This window comes from Streptomyces griseiscabiei, from assembly GCF_020010925.1.
Lineage (GTDB): Bacteria > Actinomycetota > Actinomycetes > Streptomycetales > Streptomycetaceae > Streptomyces > Streptomyces griseiscabiei.
In genome coordinates this window covers 681,778-700,810 of the sequence record NZ_JAGJBZ010000002.1, presented here as the reverse complement: position 1 = coordinate 700,810, position 19,033 = coordinate 681,778, and the positions used below count along the sequence as shown (strand labels likewise).

The 19,033-nt window shown below is 69.7% G+C and carries 13 protein-coding genes, 5 tRNA genes and 3 pseudogenes; 8 read left to right on the top strand and 13 right to left on the bottom strand.

What is annotated here, in order from left to right; translation table 11 throughout:
* Window position 1: 1 nt before the first annotated feature.
* The 3 genes from J8M51_RS20645 to leuC all read right to left on the bottom strand — a co-directional run bounded on the left by J8M51_RS20645 (window position 2) and on the right by leuC (window position 2,551).
* Window positions 2-232, bottom strand: a complete 231-nt coding sequence (locus J8M51_RS20645; protein ID WP_086754748.1) for an SCO5555 family protein — start codon at window positions 230-232, stop codon at window positions 2-4.
* Between the two features lie 288 nt (window positions 233-520).
* Entirely contained in the window at window positions 521-1,114 is a 594-nt protein-coding gene (gene leuD, locus J8M51_RS20640; RefSeq protein ID WP_086754749.1) for a 3-isopropylmalate dehydratase small subunit, read from the bottom strand.
* Between the two features lie 6 nt (window positions 1,115-1,120).
* Window positions 1,121-2,551 carry a 3-isopropylmalate dehydratase large subunit gene (gene leuC / locus J8M51_RS20635; protein ID WP_086754750.1) on the bottom strand — a complete coding sequence of 477 codons (1,431 nt, stop codon included), beginning with the start codon at window positions 2,549-2,551 and terminating at the stop codon, window positions 1,121-1,123.
* Between the two features lie 236 nt (window positions 2,552-2,787).
* On the opposite strand from leuC, the gene ndgR reads away from it, so the two are divergent.
* Entirely contained in the window at window positions 2,788-3,504 is a 717-nt protein-coding gene (gene ndgR, locus J8M51_RS20630) for an IclR family transcriptional regulator NdgR (RefSeq protein WP_003993203.1), read from the top strand.
* A 76-nt stretch (window positions 3,505-3,580) separates the two neighbouring features.
* On the opposite strand, the gene J8M51_RS20625 is transcribed toward ndgR, so the two are convergent.
* The gene (locus J8M51_RS20625) at window positions 3,581-4,090 is read right to left on the bottom strand and encodes a DUF4188 domain-containing protein (protein ID WP_086754751.1); all 510 of its coding nucleotides are present in this window, start codon (window positions 4,088-4,090) and stop codon (window positions 3,581-3,583) included.
* 79 nt (window positions 4,091-4,169) lie between these two features.
* On the opposite strand from J8M51_RS20625, the gene J8M51_RS20620 reads away from it, so the two are divergent.
* The gene (locus J8M51_RS20620; protein WP_086754752.1) at window positions 4,170-4,814 is read left to right on the top strand and encodes a MerR family transcriptional regulator; all 645 of its coding nucleotides are present in this window, start codon (window positions 4,170-4,172) and stop codon (window positions 4,812-4,814) included.
* A 51-nt stretch (window positions 4,815-4,865) separates the two neighbouring features.
* Here J8M51_RS20620 and J8M51_RS20615 read toward each other — a convergent pair.
* The 9 genes from J8M51_RS20615 to J8M51_RS20575 form a co-directional block, all read right to left on the bottom strand.
* Window positions 4,866-4,938: transfer RNA gene (locus J8M51_RS20615), tRNA-Glu, on the bottom strand.
* 46 nt (window positions 4,939-4,984) lie between these two features.
* Window positions 4,985-5,056 (bottom strand) — tRNA-Gln (locus J8M51_RS20610).
* Between the two features lie 20 nt (window positions 5,057-5,076).
* A tRNA-Glu gene (locus J8M51_RS20605) sits at window positions 5,077-5,149 on the bottom strand.
* A gap of 63 nt (window positions 5,150-5,212) precedes the next feature.
* A tRNA-Glu gene (locus tag J8M51_RS20600) sits at window positions 5,213-5,285 on the bottom strand.
* Window positions 5,286-5,327: 42 nt separating this feature from the next.
* A tRNA-Gln gene (locus J8M51_RS20595) sits at window positions 5,328-5,399 on the bottom strand.
* A gap of 90 nt (window positions 5,400-5,489) precedes the next feature.
* Window positions 5,490-6,221: an HAD family hydrolase gene (locus J8M51_RS20590; RefSeq protein WP_086754753.1), complete on the bottom strand. Its 732-nt coding sequence runs from the start codon at window positions 6,219-6,221 to the stop codon at window positions 5,490-5,492.
* A gap of 135 nt (window positions 6,222-6,356) precedes the next feature.
* Complete coding sequence (gene gltX, locus J8M51_RS20585) at window positions 6,357-7,832, bottom strand: glutamate--tRNA ligase (RefSeq protein WP_086754754.1); 1,476 nt, start codon at window positions 7,830-7,832, stop codon at window positions 6,357-6,359.
* Window positions 7,825-8,601, bottom strand: a complete 777-nt coding sequence (locus J8M51_RS20580) for a fumarylacetoacetate hydrolase family protein (protein WP_086754755.1) — start codon at window positions 8,599-8,601, stop codon at window positions 7,825-7,827. The genes gltX and J8M51_RS20580 overlap by 8 nt, the downstream gene beginning before the upstream one ends.
* A 216-nt stretch (window positions 8,602-8,817) precedes the next feature.
* A complete protein-coding gene (locus tag J8M51_RS20575) occupies window positions 8,818-9,078 on the bottom strand; it encodes a hypothetical protein (RefSeq protein WP_267299721.1) in 261 nt (86 codons plus the stop codon).
* Between the two features lie 521 nt (window positions 9,079-9,599).
* On the opposite strand from J8M51_RS20575, the pseudogene J8M51_RS20570 reads away from it, so the two are divergent.
* The 6 genes and pseudogenes from J8M51_RS20570 (at window position 9,600) to J8M51_RS20545 (ending at window position 19,024) form a co-directional block, all read left to right on the top strand.
* Window positions 9,600-13,479 (top strand): annotated as a pseudogene (locus J8M51_RS20570) (nitrate- and nitrite sensing domain-containing protein).
* Between the two features lie 9 nt (window positions 13,480-13,488).
* Window positions 13,489-13,901, top strand: a pseudogene (locus tag J8M51_RS20565) (roadblock/LC7 domain-containing protein).
* Window positions 13,902-14,011: 110 nt separating this feature from the next.
* Window positions 14,012-14,410: a DUF742 domain-containing protein gene (locus J8M51_RS20560; RefSeq protein ID WP_086754757.1), complete on the top strand. Its 399-nt coding sequence runs from the start codon at window positions 14,012-14,014 to the stop codon at window positions 14,408-14,410.
* Window positions 14,391-14,966: a GTP-binding protein gene (locus J8M51_RS20555; RefSeq protein WP_086754758.1), complete on the top strand. Its 576-nt coding sequence runs from the start codon at window positions 14,391-14,393 to the stop codon at window positions 14,964-14,966. The genes J8M51_RS20560 and J8M51_RS20555 overlap by 20 nt, the downstream gene beginning before the upstream one ends.
* A gap of 399 nt (window positions 14,967-15,365) precedes the next feature.
* Window positions 15,366-18,600: pseudogene (locus tag J8M51_RS20550) on the top strand (nitrate- and nitrite sensing domain-containing protein).
* A 10-nt stretch (window positions 18,601-18,610) separates the two neighbouring features.
* Window positions 18,611-19,024: a roadblock/LC7 domain-containing protein gene (locus J8M51_RS20545; protein ID WP_037781109.1), complete on the top strand. Its 414-nt coding sequence runs from the start codon at window positions 18,611-18,613 to the stop codon at window positions 19,022-19,024.
* Window positions 19,025-19,033: the final 9 nt, after the last annotated feature.

Below are 19,033 nucleotides of genomic sequence, written 5' to 3'. Positions count from 1 at the left end.
TTCAGCGTTCCCCTGCGGGCATTCGCCCCTCGTCGAGGTCTGTCGTGAAGCTCTCCAGCCGCCTTGCCGCGTCGGCGAGATCGTGCTTGGCCACGGCCGTAATGACCAGCAGCTTCCGGGTCAGCGCCATGCGTACGCCCTCCGGGACTTGCAGTGCGCGCACTCTTGTGTGCGCTTCCTTGAGTTGGCCCGCGACTGCCGTATAGAGCTCGAGTTGGCCGTCGTGTTCCATGCACAGATTGTGCCATCTGGGGCGAGTTGTCGCCTGCGCAGGGGGCAACTGCCGTCTCCCGGGGGCCTTTCGGGTGCCCCGGGCGGATGCCACATCATGGTGCGCGTACCCCGGCAATCGCCTTTGTAACTAGGGGAGTTGAAACCTTTCTGCACATGACTTCGAAGGTCTCCGAACCCGGACATGGCGGTACCCCCAACCGTGCACGATTGGGGGTACCTGGGGGTGTCGCGGTGGCTGGAATCCGCCTTGCACGGCCCTCCCGAGGGGTGGGTCCGCGCAGCCGGATCAGACCTTCAGCGTCCTCGGCTTGTGCGAGGGCCGCTTGGCCTCGTAGGCGGAGATGTCGGCCTCGTTCTGGAGGGTGATGGAGATGTCGTCGAGGCCGTTCAGCAGCCGCCAGCGGGAGTTCTCGTCCAGCTCGAAGGAGGCGGTGATGCCCTCGGCGCGTACCTCGCGGGTCTGGAGGTCGACGGTGATCTCGGCCTGCGGGTCCTTCTCGACCAGTTCCTGGAGCGCGTCCACGGTCTTCTGGTCCAGGACGACCGTGAGCAGGCCGTTCTTGAGCGAGTTGCCGCGGAAGATGTCGGCGAAGCGGGAGGAGATGACGGTCTTGAAGCCGTAGTTCTGCAGGGCCCAGACGGCGTGCTCGCGGGAGGAGCCGGTACCGAAGTCGGGGCCGGCGACCAGGACGCTGGCACCCTCGCGCTCGGGCTGGTTGAGGACGAAGGTCTCGTCCTTGCGCCAGGCCTCGAACAGCCCGTCCTCGAAGCCGTCCCGGGTCACCTTCTTGAGCCAGTGGGCCGGGATGATCTGGTCGGTGTCGACGTTGGAACGGCGCAGCGGGACGGCGCGGCCGGTGTGGGTGGTGAATGCTTCCATGGCTGTTCAGACTCCAGCGGGCGCGGGGGCGGTGGCGTCGGCGAGGTCGGCGGGGGACGCCAGGTGGCCCAGGACGGCGGTGGCGGCGGCGACCTGGGGGGAGACCAGGTGGGTGCGGCCGCCCTTGCCCTGCCGGCCCTCGAAGTTGCGGTTGGAGGTGGACGCGGAGCGCTCACCGGGGGCCAGCTGGTCGGGGTTCATGCCCAGGCACATCGAGCAGCCGGCGTGCCGCCATTCGGCGCCGGCCTCCTTGAAGACGACGTCCAGACCCTCGGAGACGGCCTGCAGGCCGACCCGGGCGGAGCCGGGGACGACGAGCATGCGGACGCCGTCGGCGACCTTGCGGCCCTTGACGAGTTCGGCGGCGGCGCGCAGGTCCTCGATACGGCCGTTGGTGCACGAGCCCACGAAGACGGTGTCCACGGTGATGGACTTCAGCGGCTGGCCAGCCTCCAACCCCATGTACTCCAGGGCCTTTTCCGCGGCCAGACGCTCGGAGGCGTCCTCGTAGGAGGCCGGGTCGGGCACGGACGCCGAAAGCGGCGCGCCCTGGCCGGGGTTGGTGCCCCAGGTCACGAACGGTGCCAGGGCGGTACCGTCGATGATCACCTCGGCGTCGAACTCGGCGTCCTCGTCCGTCCTGAGCGTCTTCCAGTACGCGACGGCCGCGTCCCAGTCCTCGCCCTCGGGAGCGTGCGGACGGCCCTCCAGGTAGTCGAAGGTGGTCTGGTCCGGGGCGATCATGCCCGCGCGGGCACCGGCCTCGATCGACATGTTGCAAATGGTCATCCGGGCCTCCATCGAGAGTTTCTCGATGGCCGGGCCCCGGTACTCCAGGACATAGCCCTGGCCGCCGCCCGTGCCGATCCGGGCGATGATCGCCAGGATCAGGTCCTTGGCGGTCACCCCGTCGGCCAGCTCGCCCTCGACCGTGATCGCCATGGTCTTCGGCCGGACCAGCGGCAGCGTCTGCGTGGCCAGCACATGCTCCACCTGGGAGGTGCCGATACCGAACGCCAGACCGCCGAACGCGCCGTGCGTGGAGGTGTGGGAATCGCCGCAGACGACGGTCATGCCCGGCTGGGTCAGACCCAGCTGCGGACCCACCACGTGCACGACACCCTGCTCGACATCACCCAGCGGGTGCAGCCGCACACCGAACTCGGCGGCGTTCGCCCGCAGCGTCTCCAGCTGGACCCGGGACACCGGGTCCGCGATCGGCTTGTCGATGTCCAGGGTCGGGGTGTTGTGGTCCTCGGTCGCGATGGTCAGATCGAGCCGGCGCACCTTGCGCCCGCTCTTGCGGAGACCGTCGAAGGCCTGGGGGCTGGTCACCTCGTGCAGCAGGTGCAGATCGATGAAGAGGAGATCGGGCTCGCCCTCGGCGCGCCGGACGACATGGTCGTCCCAGACCTTCTCCGCGAGTGTCCTACCCATCGCTTTCCCTCCGGCCGGCTTGTCCGAGCACCGGCCCAACTAGAGATATCGGAGGTGGCGAGCGCACGTACCCCTCGTATGAGCGCCGGCCGCCGGGCTCGTTGGTCCGCGAGCCGTTGTCGTACTTCGTCGCACTTCGTCGTTGTGCTTCGTCGTGCTTCGTTCTGCTTCCAGAGTGGCAAGGTCCACGCGAAATTGAACTTGCGTTTCACAGAGTGAGACGCGAGTATCGTTGCATGGACAACAGTAGCGGCGTCGGCGTTCTGGACAAGGCGGCCCTTGTCCTGAGCGCTCTGGAGTCCGGTCCGGCCACCCTCGCGGGTCTGGTCGGCGCCACCGGACTCGCACGACCCACGGCCCACCGCCTGGCCGTGGCTCTGGAACACCACCGCATGGTGGCACGCGACATGCAGGGGCGATTCATCCTCGGCCCACGGCTGGCCGAGCTGGCCGCGGCCGCCGGCGAGGACCGCCTCCTCGCCACGGCGGGCCCGGTGCTCACCCACCTCCGCGACATCACGGGCGAGAGCGCGCAGCTCTATCGCCGGCAGGGCGACATGCGTATCTGTGTCGCCGCCGCGGAGCGGCTCTCGGGCCTGCGGGACACGGTGCCGGTCGGCTCGACCCTCACGATGAAAGCCGGCTCCTCGGCCCAGATCCTCATGGCCTGGGAGGAGCCGGAGCGGCTGCACCGCGGTCTGCAGGGCGCCCGTTTCACGGCCACCGCGCTCTCGGGCGTACGGCGCCGGGGCTGGGCCCAGTCCATCGGTGAGCGCGAGCCGGGCGTCGCCTCGGTCTCCGCCCCGGTGCGCGGCCCGTCGAACCGCGTGGTGGCCGCCGTCTCGGTCTCCGGCCCCATCGAGCGTCTGACCCGCCACCCCGGCCGTATGCACGCCCAGGCGGTCATCGACGCCGCGGGCCGCCTCTCGGAGGCCCTGCGCCGCACCGGCTGACCAGCACACCACTCCGTCCGACCATGGGAAAAGGCCTGCCTCAACGCCGCGGCAGGCCTTTTCCCATGATCACGACCTAGGCACCGACCCCCCGCCGGTGAGCGAACCGCTCCTTCGCCGACCTCCCCCGCTCGGCCAGCGGCAGCACCCCCGTCGCCGCCGCGAGCCCGAACGCCGGCATATCGGCGTAGATCGACTCGTAGGACCCCTCCGGCACCACATACGTCTCGTGCCAGAGCCCCACATGCTGCCGCCCCTTCCCCTTGCGCTCCTTGCGGTTCAGCGCGGCCCACGCCACACGGTGGAACGCGTCGGGCGCGTGCGCGTAGGCGTAGAGCTTCTCCTTGGACTCCCAGTACTGGACGACGTAGTACGTCCGCGGGGAGGCCGTCAGCAGCACGGCGTGGAGGAGCCCACGGCCGGGGTCCCGGCGCAGCTCCCGCAGCATCCGGGGCATCGCCGCGAACACGGGCCCCCAGTGGTGCACGGCCCAGAAGTGATTGATCCGCATCCCGATCAGCAGCACCACGACGTCGCCCTCGGCGGCGGCGGTGGTCCGGCCGGCGGTGACCCGCTTCCCTGACATGTCTCCCCCTACTTGGTGAGCGGTACTATCCGAACAACCATGTTTGGATAGTGACACTTACCAAGGAGGGGCGCAAGAGATGCGGCTGGCGGAACTGAGTGAGCGCAGCGGGGTGTCCACCGCGACGATCAAGTACTACCTGCGCGAAGGGCTGTTGGCGCCCGGCCGTCAGATCAACGCGACGACGGCGGAGTACGACGAGGAGCATCTGCGCCGGCTGCGGCTGGTGCGGGCGTTGATCCAGGTGGGCAAGGTGCCGGTGGCGAACGCGCGGGAGGTGCTGAAGCACGTCGACGACGACTCCCTGGGCCGCACGATCCGGCTGGGCGCGGCCCTGTGGGCGCTGCCCCAGGCCCCCGGTCCGGACGAGGAGGACCCGGTCACCGTCGCCGCGACGGCCGAGGTGGACCGGCTGCTACGGATGCTGGGCTGGGAGTCGGTGCGGGAGACCGGCTCCCTCTCCCCCGCCCACCGCTCGCTGGTGGCGCTGGTGGCGACACTGCTGCGGCTCGGCTTCCCCTGCGGCGCCGAACAGATGGCCCCGTACGCGGAGTTGATGCACCAGGCGGCGGCCCGGGATCTGGATCACATGGAGAGCTACGCGTCCGACACCGAGATGGCGGAGGTGGCGGTGTCGGCGGCGGTGCTCTTCGAGCCGGTGCTGCGCTTCCTGCACCGGCTGGCCCAGGAGGAGGAGTCGGCCCGGCGGTACGGCTTCGAGTAGCCGGGCGCACGAGAAAGGCCCTCCACCGAAGTGGAGGGCCTTTCCGATACGTACCCCCGACCGGATTCGAACCGGCGCTACCGCCTTGAGAGGGCGGCGTGCTAGGCCGCTACACAACGGGGGCCCTAGCGATCCTGCAGGCGTTCCATTTACAACGCCGCAGGTCCGAGCTGGTCTACCTGGACTCGAACCAAGAATGACGGTACCAGAAACCGTAGTGTTGCCAATTACACCATAGACCAATATGGTTGAGAGCTTTGCGTACCCCCGACCGGATTCGAACCGGCGCTACCGCCTTGAGAGGGCGGCGTGCTAGGCCGCTACACAACGGGGGCCCTAGCGATCCTGCATCGATGGTGGTGGGAGCTACCCTGGTCCACCTTCGCGGGAAGGATCTGTACCCCCGACCGGATTCGAACCGGCGCTACTGCCTTGAGAGGGCAGCGTGCTAGGCCGCTACACAACGGGGGCTTCGCGGATCTGATCTCCGCATACGCAGATGAGCTCTGCGAGCTGGCCTACCTGGACTCGAACCAAGACTAACTGAACCAGAATCAGTCGTGCTGCCAATTACACCATAGGCCACTGGAACGCAAGCCCCTGTGGGGATCTTGTTCTAGCTTGCTCCGTCGGTTCCGGCCTTTCGGCCCGCTCTCCGGCGGCGCAGGAAGAACATTACCCGAAGGTGGACGGCGCTCCAAAACGGGTATCCGAGCCGAGGATCGCGGGAAGTTCGGCGAGTGTGGCGATCCGGTGCGGTCCCACGGGCGGGTCGACGGTCGCGTGCAGACTTCCGCGATCGATCCACACGGACAGCAGACCGGCGTCGGCGGCGCCCCGGCCGTCGATCTCCGGGTGATCGCCGACGTACGCGACCTCGTGCGGCGGCAGTTCCAGGGCCTCGCAGGCGGCGTGGAAGGCCTCGGCGGCCGGCTTGTAGATGCCCAGTTGCTCGGCGCACAGGACGGTCTCGAAGCGGTCCCGGACGCCGAGGGCGCGCAGCTTGCGCTCCTGGACGGGGAGGCTGGAGTTGGAGAGCACCGCGTGCCGGTGGCTGGCGGCGAGCGCGTCCAGGACGGGCAGGACGTCGGGGAAGAGCGACCAGGCCCGCTCGTAGTGGGCGACGTAACGCTCGAACCAGGCGTCGGCCTCCGCGTCGGTGAGGGGGCTGCCGTGGAAGTCCCGTACGCGGTCGCGGCGGGTGGACTCCCAGTCCCCCTCGCCCGCCGCGAACCGTCGCCAGTGCACGCTGGTCAGTTCGCGCCAGCGGGTGAGCGCGTCCTCGACGGAGTCGTGGCCGGGCAGCAGCCCCTCGGCGGCGAGATGGTCCCGCATACCGGCCCGGTCGGCCTCGGTGTAGTCGAAAAGGGTGTCGTCGACGTCCCAGAGCACGGCCTTGATGTCCATGATCCGACGGTAGCCCGCGGCCGGTCGTCCTGTCCGGAGGACCGACCACGTCGGGAGGACGGACCACGTCGGGACGGCAGGAGGGGCGGCGCCCGGGCCACCGGGTGCCGCCCCTCCCTCGGGTGCGACCGAGCGTTACGCGGTCAGCTTCGCGAGCGCCGCGTCGACGCGGGCCAGCGTCTTCTCCTTGCCCAGGATCTCCAGGGACTCGAAGAGGGGGAGGCCGACCGTGCGGCCGGTGACGGCCACGCGGACGGGGGCCTGGGCCTTGCCGAGCTTGAGGCCGTGGGCCTCGCCGGCGGCCAGGACGGCCTCCTTGAGGGACTCGGCCGAGGTCCAGTCGGCGGCCTCCAGCTTCTCCCTCGCCGTGCGCAGGAGCGCGTCGGAGCCCTCCTTCATGGCCTTGGTCCAGCTGGCCTCGTCCGCGACCGGCTCCGGCAGGAACAGGAAGTCGACGTTGTCCGTGATCTCCGAGAGGACCTTGAGACGGGTCTGCGCGTGCGGGGCGACGGCCTCCCACTTGGCCTCGTCGAAGTCCTCGGGCGCCCAGGGGGCGAACGGGGCTCTCAGCCACGGGGCGCAGCGCTCGGTGAAGTCCTTCACGTCGAGCAGCCGGATGTGGTCGGCGTTGATCGCCTCGGCCTTCTTCAGGTCGAAGCGGGCCGGGTTGGGGTTCACGTCGGTGATGTCGAAGGCCGCGACCATCTCCTCGATCGTGAAGATGTCCTGGTCCGCGGAGAGCGACCAGCCCAGCAGGGAGAGGTAGTTGAGCAGGCCCTCGGGGAGGAAGCCGCGCTCCCGGTAGAGGTTGAGGCTCGACTCGGGGTCGCGCTTGGAGAGCTTCTTGTTGCCCTCGCCCATCACGTACGGCAGGTGGCCGAAGGACGGGATCTCCTTGGCGATGCCCAGCTCGATCAGCGCCTTGTAGAGGGCGATCTGGCGGGGCGTGGAGGAGAGCAGGTCCTCGCCGCGCAGGACGTGGGTGATCTCCATGAGGGCGTCGTCGACCGGGTTGACGAGCGTGTAGAGCGGGGCGCCGTTGGCGCGGACGATGCCGTAGTCCGGCACGTTCTCCGGGGTGAAGGTCAGTTCGCCGCGGACCAGGTCCGTGAAGGTGATCGTCTCGTCGGGCATCCGGAAGCGGATGATCGGCTCGCGGCCCTCGGCCTCGTAGCGGGCGAGCTGCTCGGGCGTGACCTCGCGGCACTTGCCGTCGTAGCCGGAGGGCTTCCCGGCGGCGCGGGCGGCGTCGCGGCGCTCCTCCAGCTCGGAGGCGGAGCAGTAGCAGGCGTAGGCGTGGCCGGCGTCCTTGAGCTTCTCGGCCACCTCCTTGTAGGTCTCCATGCGCTGCGACTGGCGGTACGGCGCGTGCGGGCCGCCGATCTCGGGGCCCTCGTCCCAGGTGAAGCCCAGCCAGCGCAGGGAGTCCAGGAGCTGGCCGTAGGACTCCTCGGAGTCGCGGGCCGCGTCGGTGTCCTCGATGCGGAAGACGAACGTGCCGCCGGTGTGGCGGGCGAACGCCCAGTTGAACAGGGCCGTACGGACCAGGCCCACATGGGGGTTGCCGGTCGGGGACGGACAGAAACGTACGCGGACGGAGCCGTTAGCCACGCTTGATCACCTTGTTGGTGAGAGTGCCGATGCCTTCGATGGTGACGGCGACCTCGTCGCCGACGTTGAGGGGGCCGACCCCTGCCGGGGTGCCCGTGAGGATCACGTCGCCGGGGAGCAGCGTCATGGCCTCGGTGATGTTGACGATCAGGTCCTCGATGGAGTTGATCATCTCGCTCGTCCGGCCGAGCTGGCGTTGCCCGCCGTTGACGGTGAGCTGGATGGTCAGGTCGCTCGGGTCGAGGTCGGTCTCCACCCAGGGGCCCAGCGGGCAGGAGGTGTCGAAGCCCTTGGCCCTGGCCCACTGCTTCTCGCGCTTCTGGACGTCACGGGCGGTGATGTCGTTGGCGCAGGTGTAGCCGAAGATCACGTCCTTGACGCGTGCGCGCGGCACCTCGCGGCACAGCCGGCCGATGACGACCGCCAGCTCCGCCTCGTGGTGCACCTCCTGCGAGAACGCCGGGTACTGGATCTCGTCGCCGGGGCCGATCACCGAGGTGGCCGGCTTGAAGAAGGCGAAGGGGGCGTCCGGGACCTCGTTGCCCAGTTCACGGGCGTGTTCGGCGTAGTTGCGGCCGAAGGCGACGACCTTGTTGGGGAGCACCGGCGGCAACAGCCTGACCTTGTTGACCGGGACCTTCGTACCGGAGAGCTCGAAGTCCGTGAACGGGATGCCCTTGATGATGTCGAGGACGAGCTCGTCCGGCTTGTCGCCCTCGACCGCGCCGAAGGCTACGTTCCCGTCGATGGAGAACCTGGCGATGCGCACGGGATGCTTGCGCCCCTTAACTGAGCTGGCTGGAGTCTGACGGTCCAGGCTAACGCGGGGCGGGGTGGCCGCCTCGCGCATTAACGCGGCAGGCGTGCGGAAGGGCGCCCGGCTGGTGCCGGGCGCCCTTCCACGGAGTCCTCACGGGAATCCGCCGATTCTTCACAGGAACCGGCTTGAGCAGTTGGCCGATTCCGCGCGTACTTGAGCGTGCAACTACTCCGCCGGCTGGACCGGGACCGTCATCAGGACGGTCCGGCGCGGGTTGGCGGTCACGGAGGGGAGGTCGACGGAGTGCTCCTGCTCCGGCGTACGCAGGTCCTCGGCGTCGGCGAGGTGGGCCAGCGTCGTGCGCCGGGGTTGGCTATCGTGCGGAACATCGTCGTCGTCTTCACTGTTGTCCTGGACCTCGTCCTGTACGGGCGCCGGGAGGGCCGTAAGGGCCGTCCCACAGGCGCGGGTTGTCGGATTCGCCATCCCTGTAAAGCGTCAGGCTAAACATCCGATTCCCGGGCCAAGTCGTGAAGAAGGCATGATCGGCGTGTGAGTTTCCTCACTCAGTCATGGGCAAAACGGGTATTCCCGGCCATCAACCCATCCCCACGAAACGGACATTGGTTACCTGAAGCGCGCATTCCGCTCCTGATCATGGCGACTGGGACACCCGGTTGGTGCCACTGGATCGCACCACTTTGTCCGTAATAAACGGAAACACCTTCCACGCCCGGTGACGTTCTCCTCACATGCTGTCACAGTGAACAGACCGTTACCCGTTGGCCTTGTTGGAGATCCGGCACTGTGCTGGAATTCCACGGACCGCCGCAGGATCGTGCCGGCGCGCAGGGGCGCAGAACAACAGCGCCTGGCGGCGGTGGAGGGGGAGCCAGCGCCGGTCACTCACGACCACCTATGGGGACGTATTCAGGGCGTCCCCGAAGACGCCGACACCGTCTCGCCGTTCACGCGGTGGGACGCCTGGTCCAGAGGTTGCGACGCTAGTGCAGGGACGTTTCAAGAGGGATGGCAGCGCTTCGGCGGAGCCGGAGCCACACAACGGAGCCGGCAACGGTTCCTCCCCCAGCACGCCCAGAACCCGGGTCCGGCGGAGATCGGCGACGGCGGGGAGCGCTCCGGGCGCCCCGGCGCGTCAGTTGCTCCCGTACCGCCCGGGAAGCCCAAGGGCGGCCCCAACGCCGGCGGCGCAAGCGGCGGCTCGCGAATAGCCCTGCGCAACTGGCGCATCTCGACCCGTCTGGTCTCGCTGCTCGCGCTCCCCGTGGTGGCGGCGACCTCGCTCGGTGCCCTGCGCATCGGCGACAACGTGGACGACATCCAGCAGCTCGACAACATGCGGCTGCTCACCGACATGACCAAGCAGGCGACCGAACTCGCCACCGCTCTCCAGAACGAGCGGGACGAGTCCGCCGGTCCTCTCGCCCACGGCGTCAACGCGAGCGACTACACGATCAAGGGCGCCCGCGAGAAGACGGACCTGGCCCGTACCCAGTTCACCGACGCGACCCAGGCCGCCGAGACCGCGAACACCACCTCGAAGATGCCCGGTGTCCGCGACAGCCTCGTCCGGGTCGTGCGCGACCTCTACAGCCTGAGCAGCATCCGCAAGAACGCCTACGTGGACGAACAGAACTCCACACAGACGGTCGAGGCCTACCACCGCCTGATCGAGGGGCTGCTGGAACTGTCCACGGACATGGCCGAGGCCACCAGCAACCCGGACATGATCAAGCGGACCCGTGCCCTGGCGGCGTTCTCCTCCGCCAAGGAGTACGCCTCCGTCCAGCGCGCGGTCATCGCGGCGGCCCTGCCCGAGACCAACGAGAAGGCCGGCAAGCTCTCCGAGAACGACCGGCTGTACGCCAACGCGGCGCTGGGCAACGAGGAGTCCGACCGCAGCACCTTCTCCGACATCTACGGTGCCGGTGCCGAGGACGTCACCAAGCCGATCGACGACGCGAGCCCCACCGTCGAGGCCTCCGATGTCTACGCGGACCGTGTCCTCGCCAGCTCGAGCGGTCTGGGCGGGCAGGACAAGCGCTCGTACAAGGACTGGATCGACGACTCCGGGGCCAAGATCGAGCGCATGAAGAAGATCGAGGGCTCGCTCCTCGAGGAGATGGAGCAGACCGCTCGTAATCTCCGCGCCGACGCGGAGCAAAGAGGCGATCATCTCCGGTGCGCTCATCCTGCTCGTCCTCGGTGTCTCGCTGGTCGGCGCGTTCGTCGTGGCCCGGTCCATGATCCGCTCGCTGCGGCGCCTGCAGGACACCGCGACCAAGGTCGCCCAGGACCGGCTGCCCGAGCTGGTCAAGCAGCTCTCGGAGTCGGACCCGCAGGACGTCGACACCTCCGTCGAGTCGGTCGGTGTGCACTCCCGGGACGAGATCGGCCAGGTGGCGCGGCCTTCGACGACGTGCACCGCGAGGCCGTCCGCCTCGCCGCCGAGCAGGCCCTCCTCCGGGGCAACGTCAACGCGATGTTCACCAACCTCTCGCGCCGCTCCCAGGGCCTCATCCAGCGTCAGCTGTCGCTCATCTCCGAACTGGAGTCCCGCGAGGCCGACCCGGACCAGCTGTCCTCCCTCTTCAAGCTCGACCACCTCGCCACCCGCATGCGCCGTAACGGTGAGAACCTCCTCGTTCTCGCCGGTGAGGAGCCCGGCCGTCGCTGGACCCGTCCGGTCCCGCTGGTCGACGTGCTCCGCGCCGCCGCGTCCGAGGTGGAGCAGTACGAGCGCATCGAGCTGGCCTCCGTGCCGACGACCGAGGTCGCCGGCCGCGTGGTCAACGACCTCGTGCACCTGCTCGCCGAGCTGCTGGAGAACGCCACCTCGTTCTCCTCCCCGCAGACCAAGGTCAAGGTCACCGGTCACGCCCTGCCCGACGGCCGGGTGCTGATCGAGATCCACGACACCGGTATCGGTCTCTCCCCCGAGGACCTCGCCGCGATCAACGAGCGGCTCGCCTCGCCGCCCACCGTGGACGTCTCGGTATCCCGCCGCATGGGTCTGTTCGTGGTCGGCCGGCTGTCGCAGCGCCACGGCATCCGTATCCAGCTGCGTCCGTCCGACTCGGGCGGTACGACCGCGCTCGTCATGCTTCCCGTGGACGTGGCGCAGGGCAACAAGAAGCCCACCCCGGGCAAGCCCGGCCAGGGCGGGCCGTCCACCGGTGGTCCGGCCGCCGCGCAGGCCGCGGCCGGTGCCGCCGCCGCGCGCCGCCAGGCCGGCAACCAGTCGGGTCCGCCGCTCGGCGGCCCGTCCGCCGGTGGCGGTCTGCTCGGTGGCCCGCCGCAGCGCGGGCAGGTCGGCGCGGGCCAGGGTCCGCGGGCCGCGCTGCCCGGCAACCCCAGTGGTCCGGGCGGTTTCGGCAACCCCGGCGGTCCGCGTGGGCCGCAGGGCGGTCCGCCGGTGCCTCCGCAGGGCGGTCGGCCGCCGGCGGGTACCGGGGCCGGCGGGTTCGGCGGCGGCCAGGCGCCGGGGGCCCCGCAGGGCTGCAGGCCGCCGGGACCGGTGTGCCGAGCGGCTTCGAGAGCTTCGACGACTCCGGACGCCAGGGCGGCTTCCCGGTCGGCGGCTCGGGCCTGCGCCCGGCCGGTGGCCCGGGTGACGCGGGTGCGGGCCGGCCCGGCGGGACCGACAACGGTCCGGGCGCCGTGCCGCCGAAGCAGGGCAAGGAACGTTCCGGCAGGCGCCGCCCGCAGCTGCCCGGCCGCGGTGGCGCACGCGCCGAGCTGCCCGGCGGCAACAACTCCCCGTCGCGGACGCCCAGCTGGAGCGACGAGACCGCGCAGCCGCCCGTGCCGCGTGCCTCGCTGGACGCCCCGCGCGGCCACGAGGAGCAGCCGGACGTCACCGCGCCGATGCCGCGCGTCGACCCCGCCCAGGCTCCGGGCTCCCCAGCGGCTTCCCGCGTTCCCCGGGCGCCGACTTCGACAGCCGCCGTCCCGGCGCGGGCACGCCCGCACCGCAGAACGGCACCGGTTCCTACGTCCGCTCCGACGTGTTCGGCGGGGCCGGTGCTCCGCCGGCGCCCACCGGTCCGTCCCGGGGCGCGCCGCAGGACCCGTCGTCCACCGGCCAGTTCGCCACCCAGGGCTACGACGGCTCCGGCACGGGCCAGTTCCCGGCGCCGGGTCGGCAGAACCCGCAGGACACCGGCCAGTTCGGGGCCCCGGGGCGGCAGAACGGCCAGGGCACCGGGCAGTTCGACGTGCCGGGCCGCCAGAACGGCCAGGACACCGGTCAGTTCGAGCGGCCGCAGGTGAACGGGGAGAGCTTCGGCGCGCCCCGCCCGCCGGTGCCGCCGCAGCGTCCCCCGGTGCCCCGCAGCGCCCCGCGCGCCCGCAGGAGCCGGAGGCGCTGCCCCGGCGACGGGTCCGATGGACGGCCGTACGCCGCTGTACGACACGCTGGAGACCAACTGGTTCCACGGTCAGGGCGGACAGGACGGTCAGCAGCAGGGCCACCGGCAGGGCAACGGTTCCGCGCCGCAGGCGCCGGCCGCGCCCGCTCCTCAGACTCCGGCCGCCCCACAGCGTCCGGCGACACCCGCCGCGCCCGCTTCCCCCACCTGGCGCAGCACGCCCAACGACGACCTGGTCCGCCAGGCCGAACGAGCCCGTCAGCCTTCGGCGGGCGGGGTCACCACCTCCGGCCTGCCGCGCCGGGTCCCGCGCGCCAACCTCGTGCCGGGCACGGCTCAGCAGCAACAGCACCAAACCGGTCCGCAGGTCTCGCGTTCGCCTGACGACGTTCGCGGCCGGCTGACCAATCTCCGTCGGGGCATCGCGCAGGGTCGACAGGCCGGTACCGGCCAGACCGGCAGCTTCCCGAGCCCCACTCACCAGCAGGAGCGTTAGTTGAGCCAGATGAGCCAGGCGGCACAGAACCTCAACTGGTTGATCACCAACTTCGTGGACAACACCCCCGGGGTGTCCCACACCGTCGTCGTGTCCGCCGACGGTCTTCTCCTGGCGATGTCGGAGGGCTTTCCGCGCGACCGTGCCGATCAGCTCGCGGCCGTCGCCTCGGGGCTCACCTCGCTCACGGCCGGGGCGTCCCGGATCTTCGAGGGCGGGGACGTGGCCCAGACCGTGGTCGAGATGGAGCGCGGTTTCTCTTCCTGATGTCCGTCTCCGACGGATCGTCCCTGGCCGTGCTCGCCCACCCCGAGTGCGACATCGGCCTGGTCGGTTACGAGATGGCACTGCTCGTCGACCGCGCGGGCGCCGTGCTCACGCCCGATCTGCGCGCCGAACTCCAAGGCAGTCTGCTCCACTGACGCCTGCGGATCCACAGAACTCACAACATCACCGTCCGGCCGACACAGTCCCCCACCGGCCCCCGTCAGACGGCACGACTGACCGACTTGCTGTCCCGCTCGGAGGATCAATGACCCCGCCCACCGCTCCTCACGATCCGTACGCAGAGCCGTACGGAGACGAGGGCGACCAGCCTCTGGTTCGGCCGTACGCCATGACGGGTGGCCGGACGCGGCCGCGATACCAGCTCGCCCTCGAAGCACTGATCAGCACGACGGCAGACCCCGCGCATCTGATGGGACTGCTCCCCGAGCACCAGCGGATCTGCCACCTGTGCCGCGAGGTGAAGTCGGTGGCCGAGGTGTCGGCCCTGCTGTCCATGCCGCTCGGTGTGGCACGGATCCTTGTCGCGGACCTCGCCGAGGCCGGACTCGTCGCGATCCACCAGCCCGGTGGCGACGAGAACGCCGGTGGTGCCCCGGACGTGACTCTGCTGGAAAGGGTGCTCAGTGGACTTCGGAAGCTCTGAAGCGGGGCGGGCCACCACCTCGGCGAAGATCGTGGTGGCGGGTGGCTTCGGCGTGGGCAAGACCACGTTCGTCGGGGCCGTCTCGGAGATCAACCCGCTGCGTACCGAGGCCGTGATGACGTCCGCGTCCGCGGGCATCGACGACCTCACCCACACCGGGGACAAGACGACCACCACGGTCGCCATGGACTTCGGCCGCATCACCCTCGACCAGGACCTGATCCTCTACCTCTTCGGTACGCCGGGGCAGGATCGTTTCTGGTTCATGTGGGACGACCTGGTACGTGGCGCCATCGGCGCGATCGTCCTCGTCGACACCCGGCGTCTCGCCGACTGCTTCCCGGCCGTCGACTACTTCGAGAACAGCGGCCTCCCCTTCGTCATCGCGCTCAACGGCTTCGAGGGGCACCAGCCGTACACGCCCGACGAGGTGCGCGAGGCGCTGCAGATCGGGCCCGACACCCCGATCATCACGACGGACGCCCGCCACCGCGCGGACGCCAAGTCGGCCCTGATCACCCTGGTCGAGCACGCGCTCATGGCGCGGCTGCGCTAGGGCCTCAGAGGCCGAAGCACCACACCTGGGGCCAAAACAGGACCCAAGTCCACAACCGCATACGGCAGTTGTCGTAGCTACACCGGAGCCGGCTGTGTCCTTTGACACGGTCGGCCCCGGTGTTCATAACGTTTCGACAGAGAAATATGGTGGTACGACCACGCGTCGCGGTCGATCGGTGCCGCTGCGCTCACCATGGCCCCGCTTTTTGCCGGGGCTCGCTCTTTATGACCGTTTTATCTGGGACTTACATCACGCGGAATCGTTGCCTCCCAGTGTTTGGAAGTCCTCAGCGTGACGTGCTGGAATGCCTGAACTGCCCATTAGTCAAAGACGTACTAGGGCGTGGAGTCACCCGCGGCACGACGTAGGTGCCGGCGCCGAGAGGTTGTTGGTCGAGTGAGGCGAAGCAAGAAAGGTCCCGAGCCGTCGGCGCGGGGCAACTTCACCCCGCCGCCGCGCGGAGCGGCACCCGCACAAGTGACCGGTCCGGAGCCGACGGCAGCTCCCGCAGCCAGCGGCAGTCGTCTCTCCCCCGCAACTGGCGTGTACCCACTCGCCTGAACGCGATCCTCCTCATACCCGTGCTGGTCGGCCTGGTCATGGGCGGCTTCCAGGTGAAGGGATCGATCGACACCTGGCAGGAGGCGCGGGACGCCGAGAAGGTGGCCAAGATCGTGGCCGCCGCCGGTGTCTACGCCGAGGCCCTGCTCAACGAGCGCGACCTCTCCGCCCAGCCGCTGCTGGACGGCAACCGCGACAGCGAGGTCGTCAAGGACGCCCGCGCCTTCACCGACGAGAAGGCGGACGCCTTCCACGCGGAGGTCGTCGGGATGCCCGCCGGGCAGGGCCTGGAGCGCCGACTGCGTCTGGTGGAGGAGGCCGAGCCGTCGCTGGAGAAGCTCCGGCAGACCGCCTTCACCCGGGCCGCCGACCCGGTACAGACCGAAGAGGGCTACGTCACCGTCGAGCACCTCCTGGCGGAGTTCTCCAACGAGCTCGGCCTCGGTACCGGCAACATCACCGCCTACGGCCGTACGGTCTACGCGGTCACGCTCGCCAAGGGCGCCGCCTCGCTGCAGCGTTCGATCGGCACCCACCTGCTGGTCCGCCCCAGCGAGGACCAGCAGATCTTCCGTCAGCAGGTCACCGCGTTCACCTCGTACGCCTACCTGGAGAACATCGCCGTACAGGAGTACATCTCCGGTGGCACCGAGGCCGACGCCGCGCGCCTGGAGTCGGTCATGGCGCAGAAGACCGAAGAGGGCAAGAAGCAGGCCGCCGAGGCCGCTGCCGCCGACGCCGACTACAAGGCGCCGCCGGACTCCATGCTGAAGATGATCCAGCTGATCGGCAGCGGCGCCTCGCCCGACCAGCTCGCGGCGCAGGGCGTCACCTACCAGAACTGGATGGCTGCCTCCACCCTGAAGTTCGAGGGGTACAGCGAGGTCGAGACCGAGCTGATCAACCGCGCGGTGGACGAGGCCGGCCAGATCGCCTCCGACGCCCAGCGCGACGCCTACATCAACGGCGCGATCGTCATCGTCGCCCTGCTCGCCGCGTTCATCCTCGCCGGGATCATGGCCCGCCAGATGAGCCGCGCGATGCGCCAGCTGCGCAACGCCGCCTTCGGCATCGCCGAGCAGCGGCTGCCGATGCTGGTCGACCAGCTCTCGCGCACCGACCCCGGCCGGGTCGACACCCGGGTGGCGCCGATCCCGATCACCACCACGGACGAGATCGGCGAGGTCGCTCGCGCCTTCGACCAGGTCCACCGCGAGGCCGTCCGGCTCGCCGCCGAGCAGGCCCTGCTGCGGGGCAACATCAACGCGATCTTCACCAACCTCTCGCGCCGCAACCAGTCGCTGATCGAGGGCCAGCTGACCCTGATCACCGACCTGGAGAACAACGAGGCCGACCCGGACCAGCTGGAGAACCTCTTCAAGCTGGACCACCTGGCGACCCGTATGCGCCGCAACGGCGAGAACCTCCTGGTCCTCGCCGGCGAGGAGCCCGGCCGCCGCTGGGACCAGCCGGTCCCGCTGATCGACGTGCTGCGCGCCGCCTCCTCCGAGGTGGAGCAGTACGAGCGCATCGAGCTGTCCGGTGTCCCGGAGGCCGAGATCCACGGCCGTGCCGTGACCGACCTCGTGCACCTGCTCGCCGAGCTCCTGGAGAACGCCACCACGTTCTCCTCCCCGCAGACCAAGGTCCGCGTCACCGCGACCCGTCTCCCCGACGGCCGCGTGATGATCGAGATCCACGACAAGGGCATCGGCCTCACCGCCGAGGACTTCGCGGACATCAACCACAAGCTGGCCAACCCGCCGACCGTGGACGCCGCGATCTCCCAGCGCATGGGTCTGTTCGTGGTCGGCCGGCTGTCCGACCGGCACGGTATCCGCGTCCAGCTCCGCCCCTCGGGCGAGCAGGCCGGTACGACCTCGCTGGTCATGCTCCCGGATGTCATCACCCATGGTGGCGGTGGCGAGCAGCAGCAGCCGCAGGCCGACCAGTTCACGGTCTCGCAGATCATCCCCGAGCAGCAGCACTCCTTCCAGCAGCCGGGCCTCGCCCCGATGCGGACCGCCGCCGAACTGGGCTTCGACGACAGCCGCTACGAGGTGCCGGACGACATCCGGGACCTGGACCCCGTGGGCCGCTCCCTGATCCGCGAGGAGCGCCGCGCGGCCCTGGAGTCCCAGACCCACCAGAACCCGCAGCTGCCCGCCGGCGAGGCGCCGCGCTACGGCGACGACTTCCAGTCGCCCGAGCCGTCCTACGACAACGGCGCGACGGCCTATGTGGACCCGCAGCGGTCGTTCGACCAGCAGACGGCGTACGAGGAGCCGCGGCAGCCGTCGTACGACGAGGCGTACTTCGGCCAGGGCAACGGCGTGGCGAACGGCAACGGGCACCTCCCGGGCGGGAACGACACGTTCACCGCTACCGGCGGTTACCCCGAGCCCGCCTATGCGGAGCCCGTGCAGGAGGACCACACGGCGGCCGCCGCGAACGCCCCGGAGACGTACCCGGGCTTCGAAGAGCAGTCCTATCAGGACGACTGGCCGCAGCAGCAGGAGTACCAGGGCTCGTACCGCTCCGAGTACGCTCCGGAACCGGAATCTGCGCAGGCCGCTGACGTGAAGGAGCCGGACCGCGTAGGCTTCGACCGTCCGGGACCCACCCCTTCCGCCGCCACGCGCTGACCGACGCCGGTCTGCCCCGTCGCGGTTCCACCGCGAGTGCGGGCGGCACGAGCGCGGGCGCCGTGAACGGACGGCAGGAAGTGGCCCAGGACCAGCCGACGGCCGGGGGACCGAACGGCGACTGGCGCTCGGCCAACGACGAGCGCTGGCAGCAGGCCTCCCAGCTGAAGAAGCCCAAGGCGGGCGGGGTCACCTCCTCCGGCCTGCCGCGGCGGGTGCCCAAGGCCAACCTGGTCGAGGGCGCGGCCACGACGACCCCGCAGGGAGGTCCACAGATCTCCCGTGCTCCCGAGGACGTCCGGGGCAGGCTGAGCAACCTGCGCCGGGGTGTCCAGCGTGGGCGCAACGCAGGCAGTGAAACGAACGGCCAGGCCACTAGAAATCAGCACAGTGGTCCTGACAGCACCTACAACCAGGAGCGTTAGTGTGAGCCCGATGAGCCAGGCGGCACAGAACCTGAACTGGTTGATCACCAATTTCGTGGACAACACCCCCGGGGTGTCGCACACGGTGGTGGTCTCCGCCGACGGACTCCTTCTGGCGATGTCCGAAGGGTTTCCCCGCGACCGTGCCGACCAGCTGGCGGCCGTCGCGTCGGGTCTGACCTCCCTGACCGCGGGTGCCTCCCGCATCTTCGAAGGTGGCAGCGTCAATCAGACGGTTGTGGAGATGGAGCGGGGATTCCTGTTCATCATGTCCGTATCCGACGGTTCGTCGCTCGCCGTTCTCGCACATCCGGAAGCCGACATCGGCCTCATCGGGTACGAGATGGCGCTTCTGGTGGACCGTGCCGGTTCGGTCCTGACGCCCGATCTTCGTGCGGAGCTCCAGGGCAGCCTGCTCAACTAACAGTCAGAC